The sequence below is a fragment of the Brachybacterium sp. SW0106-09 genome, assembly GCF_001293905.1.
In the GTDB taxonomy this organism is placed as follows: domain Bacteria; phylum Actinomycetota; class Actinomycetes; order Actinomycetales; family Dermabacteraceae; genus Brachybacterium; species Brachybacterium conglomeratum.
Map to the genome: position 1 here is coordinate 85436 of NZ_BCAK01000002.1, position 16036 is coordinate 101471.

Consider the following 16036-nt stretch of genomic DNA (forward strand, 5'->3'; position numbering starts at 1 on the left):
GACAACGCTTCCCGCCTCCCGGCGGGGTCAGCGGGTGAGCCGGTCAGTGTGCGAGTCGGGTCAGTGTGCGAGTCGGGTCGGCACGGGAGCCGGCACAGCGCGCGAGTCGGGTCAGCGCGCGAGTCGGGTCAGCGCGCGAGTCGGGTCAGCGCGCGAGTCGGGTCAGCGCGCGAGTCGGGTCAGCGCGCGAGTCGGGTCAGCGCGCGAGTCGGGTCAGCGCGCGAGTCGGGTCAGCGCGCGAGTCGGGTCAGCGCGCGAGTCGGGTCAGCGCGCGAGTCGGGTCAGCGCGCGAGTCGGGTCAGCGCGCGAGTCGGGTCAGCGCGCGAGTCGGGTCAGCGCGCGAGTCGGGTCAGCGCGCGAGTCGGGTCAGCGCGCGAGTCGGGTCAGCGCGCGAGTCGGGTCAGCGCGCGAGTCGGGTCAGCGCGCGAGTCGGGTCAGCGCGCGAGTCGGGTCAGCGCGCGAGTCGGGTCAGCGCGCGAGTCGGGTCAGCGCGCGAGTCGGGTCAGCGCGCGAGTCGGGTCAGCGCGCGAGTCGGGTCAGCGCGCGAGTCGGGTCAGCGCGCGAGTCGGGTCAGCGCGCGAACAGCTCCGCGAAGGCGCGCAGGAGCCGCGGCGGCTGATCGGCCTCGACGTGCCGCAGCTCGGTGAAGATCCCCTCCATCTCGTCGGGCGAGAAGTAGCCGTGGTCGCGATAGGCGCGGGCCCGCTCGATGATCGAGGGGACGTCCAGCTCGGGGTGGAACTGGGTGGCGTACTGCCTGGTCCCGACGCGGAACATCTGCACCGGTGCGGTGCGTCCACTCGCGAGCGCGGTGGCGTGCGGGGGCAGCGTGTGCACTGCCTCCTTGTGGCCGACGAGCCCGAGGAAGGTGTCCTCCAGCTGCGCGGCGCGGACCAGCGGGTCCTCGCGACCGGCCTCGGTGAGGGTGACCTCGACGGCGCCGAGCGGCTCGCCGTGGGTGCGATCGATGAGGGCGCCCTGGTGGCTGCCGAGGGTGCCGATGCCGTAGCAGGCGCCGAGGAAGGGGACGTCGTGGGCGATGACCTGGTCGAGGACGCGGTCGATCTCCGCCTCGGCCCGCAGCTGCGCCTCGCTCTTGGAGTCGACGGGGTCGGAGACGGTGAAGGGGCTGCCGCACAGGATGATGCCGGAGATGTCGTCCATCGCGAGGTCAGGGAAGGGGTCGCGGTCCAGGCGCGCCCAGAGCAGGTCCTGCTCCTGGAGGCCGGTGAAGTTGAGCACGGCGGCGCGCTCGGTGGCGGCGACGTCGTCCTCGGGACGGGTGGCGATCTGCACGAACGGTTTCACCAGCGCATCGTATCCACTGGTGCGCGGTGCTCCCGGCCGTCCGTGCAGGCTCCTGCATCGCCGGTGATCGACGGCTCCGCGGACGTGCCGCCGGGCCGTGCCGCGGCGCGTCGGCGCACTGCGGTCCTGTCGGCGCGCACTGCTGTCCTGTCGGCGCGCACCGCGGTCCCGCCGGCCGGGCCAGCCTCTCCCGTAGTCTGCGGGGCGTCGACGACGCTCATCGAGGAGATCCCGTGACCGCTTCCCCCGCTCGTGGCCTCGCGCTGACTCCTGCGGCCGTCGAACGGCCCGCCATGCAGTGCGCCGAGCGGGTGCTCGCCCCGTGAGCTCACCGGCTGCGCTGGTCGCGGGACATCCGCTCCCGGAAGGGCTTCGGGCGGCGCAGGACCCGGCGCTGCGCGCGTGGCTCGCCCGCCTTCCCGCGCTGGTCGACGAGGTGCTGGAGCGGTGGGAGCTGAGGGCGCTGCCGCCGTTCCGACCTGGCGGTTCGAGCGCCTGGGTCGCGCCCGTGCGCACCGCGGGCGGGGACGAGCGGGTGCTGAAGGTGGCGTGGGCGCATGAGGAGTCCCGCGACGAGGCGGCAGGGATGCGGGCGTGGCAGGGGCTCGGGGCGGCGCAGCTGCTGCGCAGCGAGCGGCGGGGTGACACGGCGGCTCTGCTGATGGAGCACGTGCGGCCCGGGGTGCCGCTCGCGCGCTGCCTGACCTGGTCCGAGCGGGACGAGGTGGCCGCGGCGGTGCTGCGTCGGCTCCGTGTCCCGGTCGACGAGCTGCTCGGTGCGGACGACGATCCGGTCGCCGACTCCACCGCCCCCGCCCCGTCCTCGTTCCGGCCGCTCGCCGACATGTGCGCGTGGTGGGCCGACAGCGCCGCCCGGCGGCACGCCGAGGCCGTCCCGTCGCTGCTGCCGTCGGGGCTCGTCGAGCACGGCCTCGGTCTGTTCCGCGCGCTGCCCCGGGACTGGGACGGGGAGCAGATCCTGCTGGTCACGGACCTGAACCCGGGCAACATCCTCACCCATGACGGGCCGGAGCGGTGGCTGATGATCGATCCGAAGCCGTACATCGGCGATCCGCACTACGACGCGCTGCAGCACATGCTCAACGACGGGGAGCGCCTGGTCGCGGATCCGGAGGCGTTCGCCGATCGGATGGCTGACCTCGCGGGGCTGGATCGTCGGCGGACCCGACGGTGGCTGCTGGCCCGCTGCGTGCAGGAGGCCGGGGAGTTCGGTGACGCCGCATCGGCGGCGCTCCGCCTCGCGGCCGACGGGGTCGAGTGACGCTGCAGGGTCCCTGCGGCCCGCGGGGTCGAGTGACGCTCCAGGGTTCTTGCTGCTGAAGGGGTCGAGTGACGCTCTAGATGTGCTGACCGGAGATGTTGGTCAATCGTGAGAAGGGCGGCGGGTTGCCGCAGGCCGTGTGGGGCCGGTGATGGTTGTAGTAGTGCAGCCAGCCGTCGAGTTCGCCGCGGCGCTCCGTCTCGGAGGTGTAGCAGCGGGCGTAGGCCCAGCCGTCGGCCAGGGTGCGGTGGAATCTCTCGATCTTGCCGTTGGTCTGAGGCCGATACGGCCTGGTCCGCTTGTGCCTGATACCGAGCTCGGCGCAGGTGTCGCGCCACAGGTGTGAGCGGTAGGCGCCACCGTTGTCCGACAGAACCCGCTCGACGGTCACCCCGCGGGCGTTGAACCACTCGACAGCCCTCACCAGGACCGCGGTGGCGGTGTGGGCTGTTTCGTCGTCGTGGATCTCGGCGTAGGCGACACGGGAGTGGTCGTCGATGACGGTGTGGACGTAGGCCTTGCCCATCAACGGGTCCCGGTACTTGCTCCTGGGCTTGTCAGGAGTCGCGGCACGGTTCTTCTCGCCCTGCTGGCGGCCGACGTAGCGCCAGCCTCCCCCGTCTGGGATGTTGCCGAGCTTCTTCACGTCGACGTGCAGCATCGCCCCAGGATGGTCATGCTCGTAGCGACGAACAGGCTCTCCGGTGGCGCAGTCGACGTGAGACAGGCGGTTCAAGTGGACACCGCGACCAAGTTAAGTACCCGATAGTGGTGTAGCGCGGTGGCCCTGTGATCGTCCCGGACAAGGACGCGGCCACCGTGTGATCGTTCGAGTGAACCTCTCACAGCACTCTCGAACGGAGTCATCACGATGACCGCTCCTCACATTGTCGACCCTTCCGGCCTGCTCGGTGAAGCTCTGGCCGAAGCGTCCCCGGATCTGATGCGCAGCTTGCTTCAGGACGTGATCAACACCCTGCTCTCCGCGGACGCGGACGCTGTTGCCGGCGCGGAGTACGGCCGGCCCAGCGCTGGTCGTTCTGCGCAGCGCAACGGCTACCGCCATCGCGACCTCGACACCCGCGTCGGCACGATCGACGTCGCACTTGCAGAACCAGGGCAAGATGGGACAGGCCACATCCACCTTCAAGCTTGACGATTCACGAATCGAGAACGACTTCCCCAACGCCGCGAGGCTCTGTCACCGATTCCGAGATATCCGAACGGGCAGCGGCTCGCTCAGCCAATGGACCTGGCCCGTTGCGGCGGCGGCACACTTTTTTGCCGACATTCCTCGAGCCCCCGACGATGGAACCCCACCGACATCCGTCATCGTCCCCGATGACGAATAGTCCGATCGAGAGATTGGGTTGCGCAACGCAACTTTTCCGTTTATTTGCCGCCACCGAGCCCCGCACCTCATGGCGCGCGGGTTTCCCGGCGTGCTCCGGGCACGGACACGATCACCGAGCACGTCGAGGTCGATGTCCCCGGCCACGTAGTCCCCTTGGTCATCGTGCGTGGCGGGCATGACGTGCTGGCTCTCGAGGGCACATTGGCGCGCACGGCGTCGACGTGCTCGCGGCGTCGCTGGCGCTCACCGGTGGTGATCGTCATGGGTGTTCCCGTCACCAGCTGACATCGAGCATGGCCGCGCTTCGCCGCCAGTGTTCAGCCGCGATACCGGCGTCGTAGGCCTGCCTGTTCGTGCGGCCGACCCGGCCCGGTGTACCGTAGTACTCCCCCGATGTCCACGCCCGGCCCGGTTGACCCTCGATGAAGTGCCGCAGGCGCGCTCCTCCCTGTTCTGGGGAGATCAGGAACGCCCTGAGCGCGCCGTGGTAGACGCGTTGGAAGTAGCTGTCTGTGTCCGAGGCGAAGTTCGTCGCGACATTGCCAGGATGGAATGCGACTGAGGAGAGGCCCCGGCCGTGGAAGCGCTCGTGCAGCTCCTTGGTGAACAGGATGTTGGCGAGCTTGGCGTCGCCATAGGCCTTGTTTGGTGAGAACCCCTCCCAGTTGTTCAGGTCCTCGACGTCAATGTGGCCGAACAGTCTCGCGCCGATGCTGGAGGTGTTGACCACGACCGAGCGGCTGTCGATCAACTTGTCGATCAGCAGGTGCGTGAGGAGGTAAGGGGCGAGATGATTGACCTGGAAGGTCTTCTCGAAGCCGTCCTGGGTGGCTGTCGGTCCGGAGAACATGCCCCCGGCGTTGTTCGCCAGCACGTCGATCCGATCGCATGTGTCGTTCAGCTCGTCGGCGAGGCGGCGCACGTCGCCGAGCTTGGCGAAGTCGGCGACATAGTGCTCGGCACCGGTGGCGGCGGCGACCGCGCGGGTCTTCTCGGCCGAGCGACCCACGAGGATCAGCCGTGCGCCCGTCCCCGCGAGTTGTCGGCTGGCTGCCGCGCCGATACCGTCACTGGCTCCGGTGATGACGATCGTTCTCATCGGTTCTCCCTTCCTGGATTCGGGTCAGCAGCAGAGGGGAGGAACCGGGCTGTGAGCGCTTCGACCGCCTCCCAGGCTTCGCGCTCGCGCTGGCGGTCATAAGACTCCGGTGACGATGCAGCCACTCGGTCACGGTCGATGTACGCGCCAGACGGGGCCGAGGCGGTGCCGAGTACCGCGTCGGCCAGGAATCGCCCTGCCCGGTCGGGCGATGTCGCCAGCGGGGTGAGCGAAAGCAGGGGCATGATCCGTCGCATGGCGAACCGGGAGACGGCATCGGCGTCACGGGCGAGGTCGGTGCCGGGCACGAACCCCGGGTTGAACGAGGTGATCGTCAATCCTGCCGGGAGTCGGCGTGCGTACTCGTGGACGAGGTAGATCGCGGCGAGCTTGCTGGTCGAGTAGGCGGTGCGCCCCGCCGAACTACTGCTCGGTGTGGGGAAAGCGGCGACTCGGGCCAGCGTCTCGACCGGACGCCACTGCGGGCCCGGCACCATGCCGAGGTTGTGCCTCAGGTCGCCGAAGTGCGTGTCGCTGACGGTGACCACGATCCGTGCGCCGAACTCCAGGTGGTCCTGAAGCTTCCGCAGCAGGACGTGGTTCGCCAGGACGTTGACCGCGACCGTCGCCTCGAACTCGTCGACGGTCCGGCTCAGCGCGTTCGCGTGCTGCACGCCAGCGTTGCAGACCAGCGCTCCGATCGGTGGCAGGCGGCCGGACAGCACCAGCTCCACCACCTCGTCAGCCGCCTCGCTCACGCTGCGCAGAGAGGACAGGTCGGCGCGGATGACAGTCACCGACCCGCCGGCTGCCCGCAGCTCGTCGACCAGTGCCTGTGGCGTTGTACGGCTCAGCAGCACCAGATGCATCCCTGGCCGGCTGGCGAGGTGGCGGGCCGCCGTTCGGCCGATCCCGCGGCTCGCTCCGGTCATCACGACGGTCTGTTCCATTGTCATCGCCTCTGTGCCCTTCCGCCGGGACCCGGCTGGGCAGTGTCACCGGCGATGGCCTGGACCAGGAGTGTCACGTCGCTGCCCGGCAGAAGGTCGTCGCGGCCTCCGCCGTCTGCGAACGCGACGCGGGCCAGGACCGTCCCCACGACCAGGTGCGCCGCGGAGACGGCATCGGCTCCCACGGCCTCGCCCCGTGCGGCAGCACGGTCGAAGATCGCCTCCAGGTGCTCGCGTGTCGGTTCGAGGATGCTGGTGCGCACGATCGCGGCGAGCTCTCGGTCATGCGCCGACTCACCGACGAGCGCAACGAGCGTCGCCCCGATCCTGCTGGAGAGCACAGCACGCTTATGGGCCAGCAGCGCGCGCAGGTCTCCCTCCACTGTGCCGGTGTCGACGTCGGTCGCCTCGGCCTCGCCGATCTGACCTGCCGCGGCCAGCAGGAGCTCCCGCTTGGAGGGCCAGCGGCGATAGAGCGTCGCTGTGGACACCCCGGCCCGCTTTGCGACCGCAGCGGTGGTCAGCCGGGCGTAGCCCTCTTCCGCGAGCAGAGACAGCACCGCCTCCATGATCGCCGGGGTCAGTTCAGCGTTGACAGGGCGACCTGACGATCCTCCGAGTCCACCTGATCCCTCCGCCATGGCCATGAACCACTCTCATTCTCCGATACGAAACGCTTTCGTTTCATAACGTACAGCCCTCGTGCCCAGTGGGCAAGCATGCGCCGGCTCCGACTGCAGGCCAGTTGAACCTAGCGGCGGGTCGTCAATTCGTTCTCCACGATACCCACCCCGGCGGACGGGCCCGCGCTCCGAGGACCGGTCACTGATGCGCCGGGCAGCGGGTGACACCGAACGAGAGGCGTCCCTCGGCCGATTCCCCGCAGAGGTCGCACGTGGACAGCGAGTCGGTGCTAGCCGCCAGCAGCAGGTCGTTGACGGCCTGGCTGACCTCAGGGCTCGCTGCTCCAGGTCGGTCGATGGCGTAGGGCCCTGACAAGCTGCGCAGAGGCCTCGGTCGGACGGTCACGCGGCTCAGGTCCTCGACAGAGGACTCACGAAACCACACAGCCGCGACGGGCGTAGCCAGCATTAGCCCATGATGTCCTCTTCTCGCCCGAAGTTGAACCTGTACTCACAGCTGTACGGATATTCCAGCCCATCGTGATAGGTCACCATGACGTATGGGTCGAGACCTGGCCTGTCCCCCGGCTCCGCGCGTACAACGATTCGAGGTCCCGCATCGACGATGCAGTCTCCGCGCCGGAGATCGGCCGCGCGAATCGTCTCCTCGCCCTGGTTGTCAGCGCTGCGCACCACCGACGGCCGCGGACCGACCCTCAACTGCGTCTCCAGCCTCTCGATCTGACGCCTCCGCCGCTGCAGCTCGTCAAGGGACAAGATCTCTTCATCGTCACCGCGCAGGCGCTTAACGGCAGCACGATACCGGGGTGCGCCCTGGTCCGACGACTCAGCTCGTCCCGACAGGCCCTCCAACCCCGATGTGACATCGGGCCCCGACAGGCCCTCCAGCCCCGAGGTGCCGTCCGGCCCCGACGAGCCCTCCCGGCCCGACACCCCGCCTCGTCCCGAGGATCCGCTCCGACCCGATGGCCCCCGCAGCGGCGTCGGCCCGGTCTCCCGCGCCGCACCGGAGTGCCCGGTCCAGCGCACCCGGTGCCCGGGCAGGGCAGGGTTCTCGACCCGTTCGACTTGGGCGGCGAGCTGCTCCTTCTTATTGCAGTGGGCGCAGAGCCCCTGTCCGTTGTCGAGGCTGGTGGGGCCTCCGCTGGAGACGGGGACGATGTGGTCGTACTGGCGGATCTGCGCATTGCAGAACGGTCCACGGCAGGTGGTGTCGCGCCGGCTGAGGAAGCGTCGCATCGCGGGAGGGAAGGGCCGCGAGGCGGCGTCCATCGCGACGAGCTCGTCGGCCGTGGGATGGGCGTAGAGACGTCGCAGCGTCGCCCGCACGTCCTCGCCGTCGGGGCCGAAGGGATCGCGCTCCCCCGCAGCGGGCGGGGTCGTGCAGGCCAGGAGCTGCTCGCGCACCGCCTCAGCCGGCACGGCGCCGTAGCCCTCGAGGTGGGCGACGTCGCCCGCGTCCGGAGAGAACAGGGCACGGTCGGTGATGATCACGCCGACCTCGAGCGTGACCGGCGGCGCCCCCTCCTCGGGGCGCAGCAACGCATCGACCAGCGCGTCCGCCATCACGGCGGAGTGGCCGCTGCGGTCCCCGGCGGCGCGGCGACGCTCCGCCTCGCGGCTGAGGCGGCGGTGGATCTGCTGGGCGTCGAGAGCGGAGAGCCGCGCCGTGAGGGTCGCCATCCCGTGCTGACCGGGGGTCATCGTGACGTGGCGGTCCCTGCGCGCCCGGCGGTGGCGCAGCGCCGCCCCCTCCGGGTCTAGCTCCCCGGCGACGGTCGCGACCGCGTCCCGCCACCTGCGAGTGCCGGCGCCGTCGAGCTCGGGCAGCCGCTCGCCGAGGATCCTGTCGACCTCGCGGGCGAGGTCGGGGTCCAGCACGGCCGAGGCGCCCGCGACGGCGTAGGCGGAGTCCCCGGCGATCCGGCCCGCGGCCAGCGCCGACATGATCTGCGGGAGGGTCTCGACGAGGCGGCGGGCGGAGGCGAGGGTGCGGCCGGCCGTGTGCGGGGAGCGGCGGGTGATCAGGGAGATGTCGGTGACGGTGGAGCCGTCGGCCTCCTGCTCGATGCGGCTGCGCGAGGGGGTGGCGGCGTCCTCGTGGGCGACGTCGGCCCGCGCCTGCTCCCAGCGTTCGCGGCGCGTGGTGTCCTGCAGCGCGATCAATGCGCGGGCCTCGAGGGAATCGAGCGCCCCGCGGGAGGCCTGGATCGCGCCGAGCAGGTCGGAGAACTCGCGACGGGGCCTGCCTTCGGTCGCGAACAGCTCGGCGGGGTCGCCGGCGAGCCCCTGAAGGAGGAACGCCAGGTCTCCGAGGTGCTGGGCGAGGCCGACGGGGTCGGTGCGGCGCAGCGCGGCGAGGGTCTCCTCGGGGGTGTCCTCCCCCGAGGAACCCGGGAACCACGGTGCGCTCGTCATGCCTCCATGCTTCCGGCGCCCGCGGCAGATCACCAGGCAGAGACGGGAAATGGGGACGGCGGGGCGGTGTGGAGGAACGGTCGGAGTCGAGGGAGCGGGCACCTGGTGGGGAGGGCGGTGTGGAGTAGCGGTCACCGTCGAGGGGCCGGGCACCAGGTGGAGTGCGGGCCCGTCCCTGCGCCGGGGAAGCCCCGCCCTCGACCTCCGCCCAGCCGCGGCACCCACAATGGAGGCATGACGACTCTCGCAGACTTCACCGCCACCACCCTCTCCGGCACCGAGCAGGACCTCGGCGAGCATCTCGGCTCGGTCGTGCTCGTGGTCAACACCGCCAGCAAGTGCGGGCTCACCCCGCAGTACGAGGGGCTGCAGGCCCTCCACGAGCGCTTCGCCGACCGCGGGCTCACCGTGCTGGGCTTCCCCTGCGACCAGTTCAACAACCAGGAGCCCGGCACCGACGACGAGATCTCCGAGTTCTGCCAGGTCAACTACGGCGTCACCTTCCCGATGTTCTCGAAGATCGAGGTCAACGGCGAGGGCGCGCACCCGCTGTACCAGTGGCTGACCGGCGAGCACGAGCTCGAGGGCGGGCTGAAGATCCCCGCCGGCGACATCGAGTGGAACTTCGGCAAGTTCCTGCTGGACCGCGACGGGCAGGTGCTGCGTCGCTGGTCGCCGCAGACCACCCCCGACGAGATCGCCGACGACATCGAGGCCGCGCTCGGCGCCTGAGCGGCCGACGGCCGGCCGGGGTGCCGACCCCGAGGGCTCCGGGCGCCACGGCTCCGGGCGCGACGACTCAGTGCGTGACGACCTCGGGCGCGGACCCGACGGCCTCGCCCCGAGGCCGTCGGCCCGGCGCCGCCGGGCTCACCCGGGCAGCGACCACCCGTCGGCGACGACGGCGTCCCGGTCCTCGGGCCGATCGGTGTCCACGAGCACCTGTCTCCGGTCCAGGACCCGCAGCCGCCCCACCCAGGCGCCGAGGCCGCGTGTGGAGCCGTCGGTGGTCAGGGCGAGCCGCACCTGCACCTCGCCCGAGAGCGGACCCGACGTGTCCACCAGCGGGAACGTCCCCGTCCATGCCACGCGCCGGCCCCAGCCGGTGATCGTCCCGTCGGGGATCTCGACCGGCTCCTGGTGGCGGGCGGTGAGGCGGCCCGGCAGGGGCGTCCATCTCTCTCCCCCGTCGGCCGAGACCTCGAGGACCAGCAGGTCGTAGGCGGTCTCGAGGTGCGCGAACAGCTCCGCCTCGAGCACCGGCTCGCGGCCGGGCAGGTCCGCGGAGATCTCCAGGGTCGCCGTGGCGGCGTCACGGTCCCCGGCGCGCCAGCCGGTCCGCACGCTCTCGGGGACGATCCCGAGCGCATGGGCCACGCAGGTGGAGACCTCGCGACGGGTGACCGAGGTGGTGGACCACTCGCGGGTGGGGTGCACCGAGTTCGTCAGCAGCACCACGACCGTCTCGGTGAGCGGGTCGATGACCAGCGAGGTGCCGGTGAAACCGGTGTGCACGCCGCTGTACGGGCTGGTCAGGCCTGCGTGGTAGAACCAGGCCTCGAGCTCGGGGCCGAGGCCGCGCCGCGCGCCGCCGACGCCGGTGATCCCGGCGATGCGGTCGGTGAACATCGACTCGACGGTGTCGGGCTGGAGGATGCGGGCCCCGCCGTAGATCCCGCCGTGCAGGAACATCTGCGCGAACACGGCGAGGTCGCGGGCGGTGGAGAACACCCCGGCATGCCCGGCGACGCCGCCGAGGGAGTAGGCGTTCTCGTCGTGGACGTGCCCGTGGACGAGCCTGCCGTAGTACTCCACGTACTCGGTCGCGGCGATGCGGTCCTTCAGCTCCGCGGGCGGGTTGTACATCGTCTCGTCCATCCCGAGCGGGCCGGTGATGTGCTCGCGCACGTACGCGTCGAGGCTCGTCCCGGAGAGCTTCTCGATGATGAGCCCGAGCGTGATCAGGCCCAGGTCGGAGTAGACGTACTTCGTGCCGGGCGGGGTGCTCGGCGCGACGGTGAGCACCGCGTCGATCCGCGAGGGGATGTCCGGGAAGGCGGAGTAGAGGTTGATGAAGGCGGGCAGTCCGCCGACATGGGTGAGCAGGTGCTGGACCGTGACCTCGCCCTTCCCGTTCTCGGCGAAGCGCGGGAGGTGGTCGGCGACGCGGTCCTCGAGCGACAGCAGCCCCGCCTCGACGTGCTGCATGACGGCGGTGGCGGTGAAGATCTTCGAGATCGAGGCGAGGTCGTAGATCGTGTCGGTGCGCGTCGGGATCCGCTCCGCCTCGGGCAGCTCGGTGCTCGCGTCCTGCCAGCGCAGCGCGTACCCGTCGGCGTGCTCGTAGGCGATGCCGCGCTGCGAGGCGACCAGGAGCGTGGCGCCGGAGAAGCGGGGCGGGTCGTTGTCGAGGCCGGCGCGGAGGATGCCGGGCAGCTGGGTGAGCACGTCGGCGTCCAGGCCGACGTCGGCGGGCCCGACCTCCTCGAGCGTCTTCGAGGAGCCGCGCCGGTTCCAGGGGTGGGGGTGGGGTCCGCCGGGCCGCCATCCGGGAGCGGAGGCGGCGGCCTGCTTCTCGGGGCGCTCCTTGCGCGGCGCGGGATCGCCCATGGCGTGGGCGGCGGTGGTGAGGCCGACGGCTCCGGTGCAGGCGGCGAGCGCCCCGGCGGTGAGGCCGACGCGACGGGTGATGCCGGGCTGATCGGTGCGGGGCTGATCGGTGCCGTTCTGGTCGGTGCCGGGCTGTTCCATGGGGCTCCTTCACATCGGGTCCGTCGCGCGGCCGGGGGCGTCCTCGATGACGCCGCACGTCCGTCTCCGCTGCTCGGACCGGGAGGCACGCAGGCTCCGCTCCCCCTGGTCGGGAGCCTCGCGCGCCGCCGACCAACCTATCCCCAGCCCTGTCGTGTGGCAACCGTCACACGCCGGGTGCGGGGGCGCGGGCTCGTCGTCGGCTCCGCAGGTCAGCGACCGCCGACGGGGCCGCTCCCCCGCTGGGCCGCCCGCACCTCGCGCAGGCCGAGCGCCAGCAGGACGATCGAAGCCGCCCTCAGCCCCGCCACCACCAGGTCCCCGAGGATCTCGAGGATTTGGGCGACGAGCACGACGCCGTCGGGGAATCGGTCCAGGTCACCGGAGACATCGATGCCGAAGAGCAGACCGAGCAGGACCGGGGCGATGGCGAGCACCCCGCCGATCCAGAGCCGGCTCCCGCGACGGGCATGCACGATCACGATGATCGACAGCACCAGCGCCGCGACCCAGAGGGCCAGGCTCCCGAGCGCCAGAAGTGCAACGACGGCCCCGAACGTGGCCCGACCGCCGGGGTCGGCCAGCAGCCCGGTCCACGTCTCGAGGGGCCGACCCGCCATGAGCAGCTCCAGGAGCAGGCGCACGAGGCCGCTGAGCACCATCACGGCCATCACCGCGATCAGGGCGTACGCCGTGCGGACCGGAGGTTCGGACAGCGCGGGCGGGACCGGTCCGCGCGGCGGCCACGACTCGCTGCCGGGCGGAGGCACCGGTGCAGGACCGCCCGGACTCCACCCGCCCGCTCCCGGCCCGTAGGCCCGGTGGCCTTGGGCTTCCGGGCCGACCGGCCCCGGCCAGCCCGGTCCCGGCCCCTGGGCGCCCGACGCTCCCGGCCCTGGCGGGGGAGCTCCCGGCTCGTAGGCCTGGTGCCCGTCGCCGCTCGTGCTCGGATCCGTCATCGTCTCCCCCGCCCCCGGTTCGCGGTCACCGAACCCTCAGTTCCTCTCCAGCGCGAGCACGGGCACGCAGGCGGGGCTGAAGCCCAGCACCTGCCCGTAGAAGGACAGCGACGACTCGATCGCCGTCACGATCGTCTCCGCCTTCCGGAAACCGTGCTGCTCGCCCTCGAACAGCAGATACGCGTGCGGGATGCCCTTGGCGGCAAGCGCGTCGCGGAAGGCCTCGGACTGGCTGGGCGGGACGATCCGGTCCTCGTCGCCCTGCAGCAGCAGCACCGGCACCTCGAGCTCGTCGACGTGGCTGAGCGGGGCGCGCTCGACGTACAGGTCCCGCCGCTCGGGATAGGGGCCGACGAGCCCGTCGATGTAGCGGGACTCGAAGTCGTGGGTGTCCAGGCGGAACTGCTCGAGCTCGGCGACGCCGAAGCTGGAGACCCCGGCCGCGAAGGCGTCCGTGCGGGTCAGGCACGCCAGCGTGGTCCAGCCGCCGGCGCTGCCGCCCTCGATCGCGAGCCGCTCCCCGTCGGCGATCCCCTCGGCGACCAGGTGCTCCATCACCGCGACGGTGTCGGCGACGTCGACCACGCCCCACTGGCCCTTGAGCCGGTCGCGGTAGGCACGGCCGTAGCCGCTGGAGCCGCCGTAGTTCACGACCACCACGCCGAGCCCGCGGGAGGTGTAGTAGGCGACAGGCAGCGAGAGCACCGGCGGGACGTGCGCGGTGGGACCGCCGTGGACCTGCGCGATGAACGGCGGCAGCTCGCCCTCGCGCCCGGCGAGGCCTTCCTGCCGAGGACGGTGCACGATCGCGTGGACCACTCCGCCATCCGCCAGCGGCACCTCGATGCTCTCCGCCTCCGGCAGGAGACCGGGGTCGGGGGCGTCGTCGCGGGAGGAGCGCAGCAGGGTGAGCGCAGAGAGGGACGGCGCGGCCGACGGAGCTCGTCCGGCCGCCGGAGCACCGCCGGTCGAGGCGGCCGCGGGCGCGGCGTCGGACGGGTCGGCCGACGGATCGGCCTGCGCGATCTCTTCCTCGAGCCGCAGCTCGGCGAGGTGGATCGCGCCGAACGCCGTCGGCGAGGCGCCGGCGAGGACGAGCAGCCCGTCCTCGCGGCGCTGCATGCCGCCGACCTCGGTGAGCGGGCAGTCCAGCGGGGCGAGCTCGCCGGTGCTGATCCGCAGCACGGACAGCGAGGTCGCGGCGCGGCCGTGCTGGACGAGGGCTCGGTCGGCGTCGAGCACCTGGTACCAGGTGGTGCCGAGCGCCCACATCGGCCCGGCGAACTCCTCCTCGCGCTCGAGGACCTGACGGGCGCCGTCGGCCGACGACCACGTCCAGGGGTTCCACCAGCCGGTGACGTCGGAGAGGTACAGGAGGCGCTCGTCGTCGAGCCATTCGGGCTGGAGCACCGAGACGTCGGTGCCGCCGGCGATGATCTCGCCCTCCCCGGTGCTGCCGTCGAGCAGCGGTGCGACGTGCAGCTCGGTGCCGTCCCAGGGCATCTGCGGGTGCTCCCAGCTGATCCAGGCCAGGTGCGTGCCGTCGGGGCTGAGGCGCGGGTGGGCGACGAAGCGGGAGGCGGGGGTGATGCGGCGCAGGGCGGCGGGATCCTCCGCGGCGGAGCCGTCCAGCGGCACGGCGACGATGCTGCGCTCGATGTGCGGGGCGCCGTCGGCGTCGATGCGCGGACCCTCCTCGCCGCCTGTATGGTCCTCGCACACCCACCACACCTCGGTCGTGCCGTTCGCGAGCGTGACGACGGTGGGGTCCGCCCAGCGCAGCGAGGGTCCGTGCGCGGACTCGACCTCGGGGCCGACGGGGGTGAGCGGGCGGGGCCGCTCGCCCTCGCGCAGCGCGTAGGCGCGCTGGTCGGCGAAGTTCACGAAGACGACCAGCGGCGGCCGGCCGTCCGGGCCCGGCGCGGGGACCACGGTCCAGCTCGCTCCGCCGTACTCGTGCACGCGCGAACGGGCATTGAAGGGGGCGGGCAGGACGGTGACGCGGTCGGCCGGCACGGACGTGGCGGGCGGCTGCGAGTCGTCGGCGGCGGAGGCGACCCCGGGGGCGGGGCCCGCGTCGGCGGCGGTGACGCCGTCGGCCCGGTCGGTCGCAGCGGCCGATCCCTCGGCGCCCTCGGCCGGCGGGAGCGCGACGGGACCCGCGGTGCGGACGATCGCCTGGCGGCCGCCTTCGGTCGCGATGCCCTCGGTCCACCACACCTCCCGGCCGACGAGGCGCGGCGAGCCCAGGCGGGTGCCGCCGGTCGCGAGGAGGTCGGCGGTCAGGGGCGAGGGCCAGGAGCCGTACGGGAGAGTCGTCACCATGCCTCCACCCTATGCAGGCGAGCGGTCCCGGGAGGTCGAGTCGTGCGTCCGGATCCAGCGGCCGGATCATGGACTCGTCCCTCCCGCGGAGAGCTGACGGGGTCGGGCGCGACGGTCATGGGCCCATCCTCCGCCGGCCGATTCTCTGCACGTCGCCGGAGCGGGCCCTGTCCTGCCGAGGCGGCAGGACATGGCTCCGCGTCTTCCTCACCACGTACTGCGCAGCACCCGCAGCGCGTCCTCGAGCGAGAGGCCCTCGTCGCGCGCGGCGGTCGCCAGATGGCGCGCCGCCTGCGCGACGGCCGAGGAGACCGGGGCCGCCTCGTCGCTGACCCGAGTGCCCGAGCCCACCCGGGTCACCAGGAGGCCGTCCGCCTCCAGCGAGCGGTAGGCCTTCGCCACGGTTCCAGGGGCGACGGCGAGGTCGGCGGCGAGCTGCCGGACCGAGGGCAGGCGCTCGCCCCGGCCCAGCCGACCCGTGGTGATCAGGCCGCTGATCTGATCGTGGATCTGCCGGGCGGGGCTCCCGCCCTCCGGGGTCACGCTGAGGATCACGACGGGACCGCACTGCGACGCGGGCGGGAAGGGGACGGCGCGGGCACGGCGGTCAGGGCCGTGAACACCCACAGCGCACAGCCCACGCACGCGGCCACCGCCGAGAGCACGTCGAGTGTGCCCGAGAGGGCGGCGAACGGCGTGCTGATCGAGAACCACCCTCGGTCACCGTCGGAGAAGGTGCCGGAGAGTCGCGAGGTGTTCGCCAGGGATCCCACGATCGTTCCCAGATGCAGCAGCAGCCCTCCGAGCGCGACCCGCGCGACGTTCGCGCTGCGCAGCCGGCGGTTCGCCGCGTCGGCAGGCTCCGCCTCGGCCAGCGGCGGGCGCGCGATCCCGGACAGGGCCCACCAGGTGGCCGCGCCCAGCGGCACCAGCAGCACCAGCGGGA

The 16036-nt window shown here is 72.0% G+C and carries 12 protein-coding genes and 2 pseudogenes; 3 read left to right on the forward strand and 11 right to left on the reverse strand.

Translation table 11 applies throughout. The annotated features are described in order from the left end of the window. Positions 1-570: 570 nt before the first annotated feature. Positions 571-1308: a glutamine amidotransferase gene (locus Y09_RS01790; RefSeq protein ID WP_053915954.1), complete on the reverse strand. Its 738-nt coding sequence runs from the start codon at positions 1306-1308 to the stop codon at positions 571-573. Positions 1309-1630: 322 nt separating this feature from the next. Here Y09_RS01790 and Y09_RS01795 point away from each other — a divergent pair, with 322 nt between their 5' ends. Next, positions 1631-2590, forward strand: a complete 960-nt coding sequence (locus Y09_RS01795) for an aminoglycoside phosphotransferase family protein (protein ID WP_053915955.1) — start codon at positions 1631-1633, stop codon at positions 2588-2590. Between the two features lie 76 nt (positions 2591-2666). Here Y09_RS01795 and Y09_RS01800 read toward each other — a convergent pair. Further along, positions 2667-3326: pseudogene (locus Y09_RS01800) on the reverse strand (IS481 family transposase); the annotation flags it as partial. Positions 3327-3461: 135 nt separating this feature from the next. On the opposite strand from Y09_RS01800, the pseudogene Y09_RS01805 reads away from it, so the two are divergent. Beyond that, positions 3462-3698: pseudogene (locus tag Y09_RS01805) on the forward strand (transposase); the annotation flags it as partial. Between the two features lie 520 nt (positions 3699-4218). Here the strand turns inward: Y09_RS01805 and Y09_RS01810 are convergent. From Y09_RS01810 to Y09_RS01830, 4 genes are all read right to left on the reverse strand, one after another. Next, the gene (locus Y09_RS01810) at positions 4219-5043 is read right to left on the reverse strand and encodes an SDR family NAD(P)-dependent oxidoreductase (protein WP_053915957.1); all 825 of its coding nucleotides are present in this window, start codon (positions 5041-5043) and stop codon (positions 4219-4221) included. Next, entirely contained in the window at positions 5040-5993 is a 954-nt protein-coding gene (locus tag Y09_RS01815) for an SDR family NAD(P)-dependent oxidoreductase (protein WP_053915958.1), read from the reverse strand. Before Y09_RS01815 ends, Y09_RS01810 begins: the two co-directional genes overlap by 4 nt. Positions 5994-5995: 2 nt before the next feature. Continuing rightward, positions 5996-6640: a TetR/AcrR family transcriptional regulator gene (locus Y09_RS01820; protein WP_200716741.1), complete on the reverse strand. Its 645-nt coding sequence runs from the start codon at positions 6638-6640 to the stop codon at positions 5996-5998. 444 nt (positions 6641-7084) lie between these two features. Next, complete coding sequence (locus tag Y09_RS01830; protein ID WP_234695595.1) at positions 7085-9055, reverse strand: HNH endonuclease signature motif containing protein; 1971 nt, start codon at positions 9053-9055, stop codon at positions 7085-7087. A gap of 234 nt (positions 9056-9289) precedes the next feature. On the opposite strand from Y09_RS01830, the gene Y09_RS01835 reads away from it, so the two are divergent. Next, the gene (locus Y09_RS01835; protein ID WP_053915961.1) at positions 9290-9787 is read left to right on the forward strand and encodes a glutathione peroxidase; all 498 of its coding nucleotides are present in this window, start codon (positions 9290-9292) and stop codon (positions 9785-9787) included. A 138-nt stretch (positions 9788-9925) separates the two neighbouring features. Here Y09_RS01835 and Y09_RS01840 read toward each other — a convergent pair whose 3' ends face one another. The 5 genes from Y09_RS01840 to Y09_RS01860 form a co-directional block, all read right to left on the reverse strand. Beyond that, on the reverse strand, positions 9926-11806 hold the full coding sequence (locus Y09_RS01840) for a serine hydrolase (protein ID WP_053915962.1): 1881 nt from the start codon (positions 11804-11806) through the stop codon (positions 9926-9928). Positions 11807-12018: 212 nt separating this feature from the next. Continuing rightward, entirely contained in the window at positions 12019-12576 is a 558-nt protein-coding gene (locus tag Y09_RS01845; protein WP_053915963.1) for a hypothetical protein, read from the reverse strand. A 225-nt stretch (positions 12577-12801) separates the two neighbouring features. After that, positions 12802-15090 carry a prolyl oligopeptidase family serine peptidase gene (locus Y09_RS01850; RefSeq protein WP_053915964.1) on the reverse strand — a complete coding sequence of 763 codons (2289 nt, stop codon included), beginning with the start codon at positions 15088-15090 and terminating at the stop codon, positions 12802-12804. Positions 15091-15297: 207 nt separating this feature from the next. Beyond that, positions 15298-15645, reverse strand: a complete 348-nt coding sequence (locus Y09_RS01855; protein ID WP_010552317.1) for a GntR family transcriptional regulator — start codon at positions 15643-15645, stop codon at positions 15298-15300. Next, positions 15642-16028, reverse strand: coding sequence for a hypothetical protein (locus Y09_RS01860; RefSeq protein ID WP_053915965.1), 387 nt, complete (start codon positions 16026-16028; stop codon positions 15642-15644). Before Y09_RS01860 ends, Y09_RS01855 begins: the two co-directional genes overlap by 4 nt. Between the last annotated feature and the right edge of the window lie 8 nt (positions 16029-16036).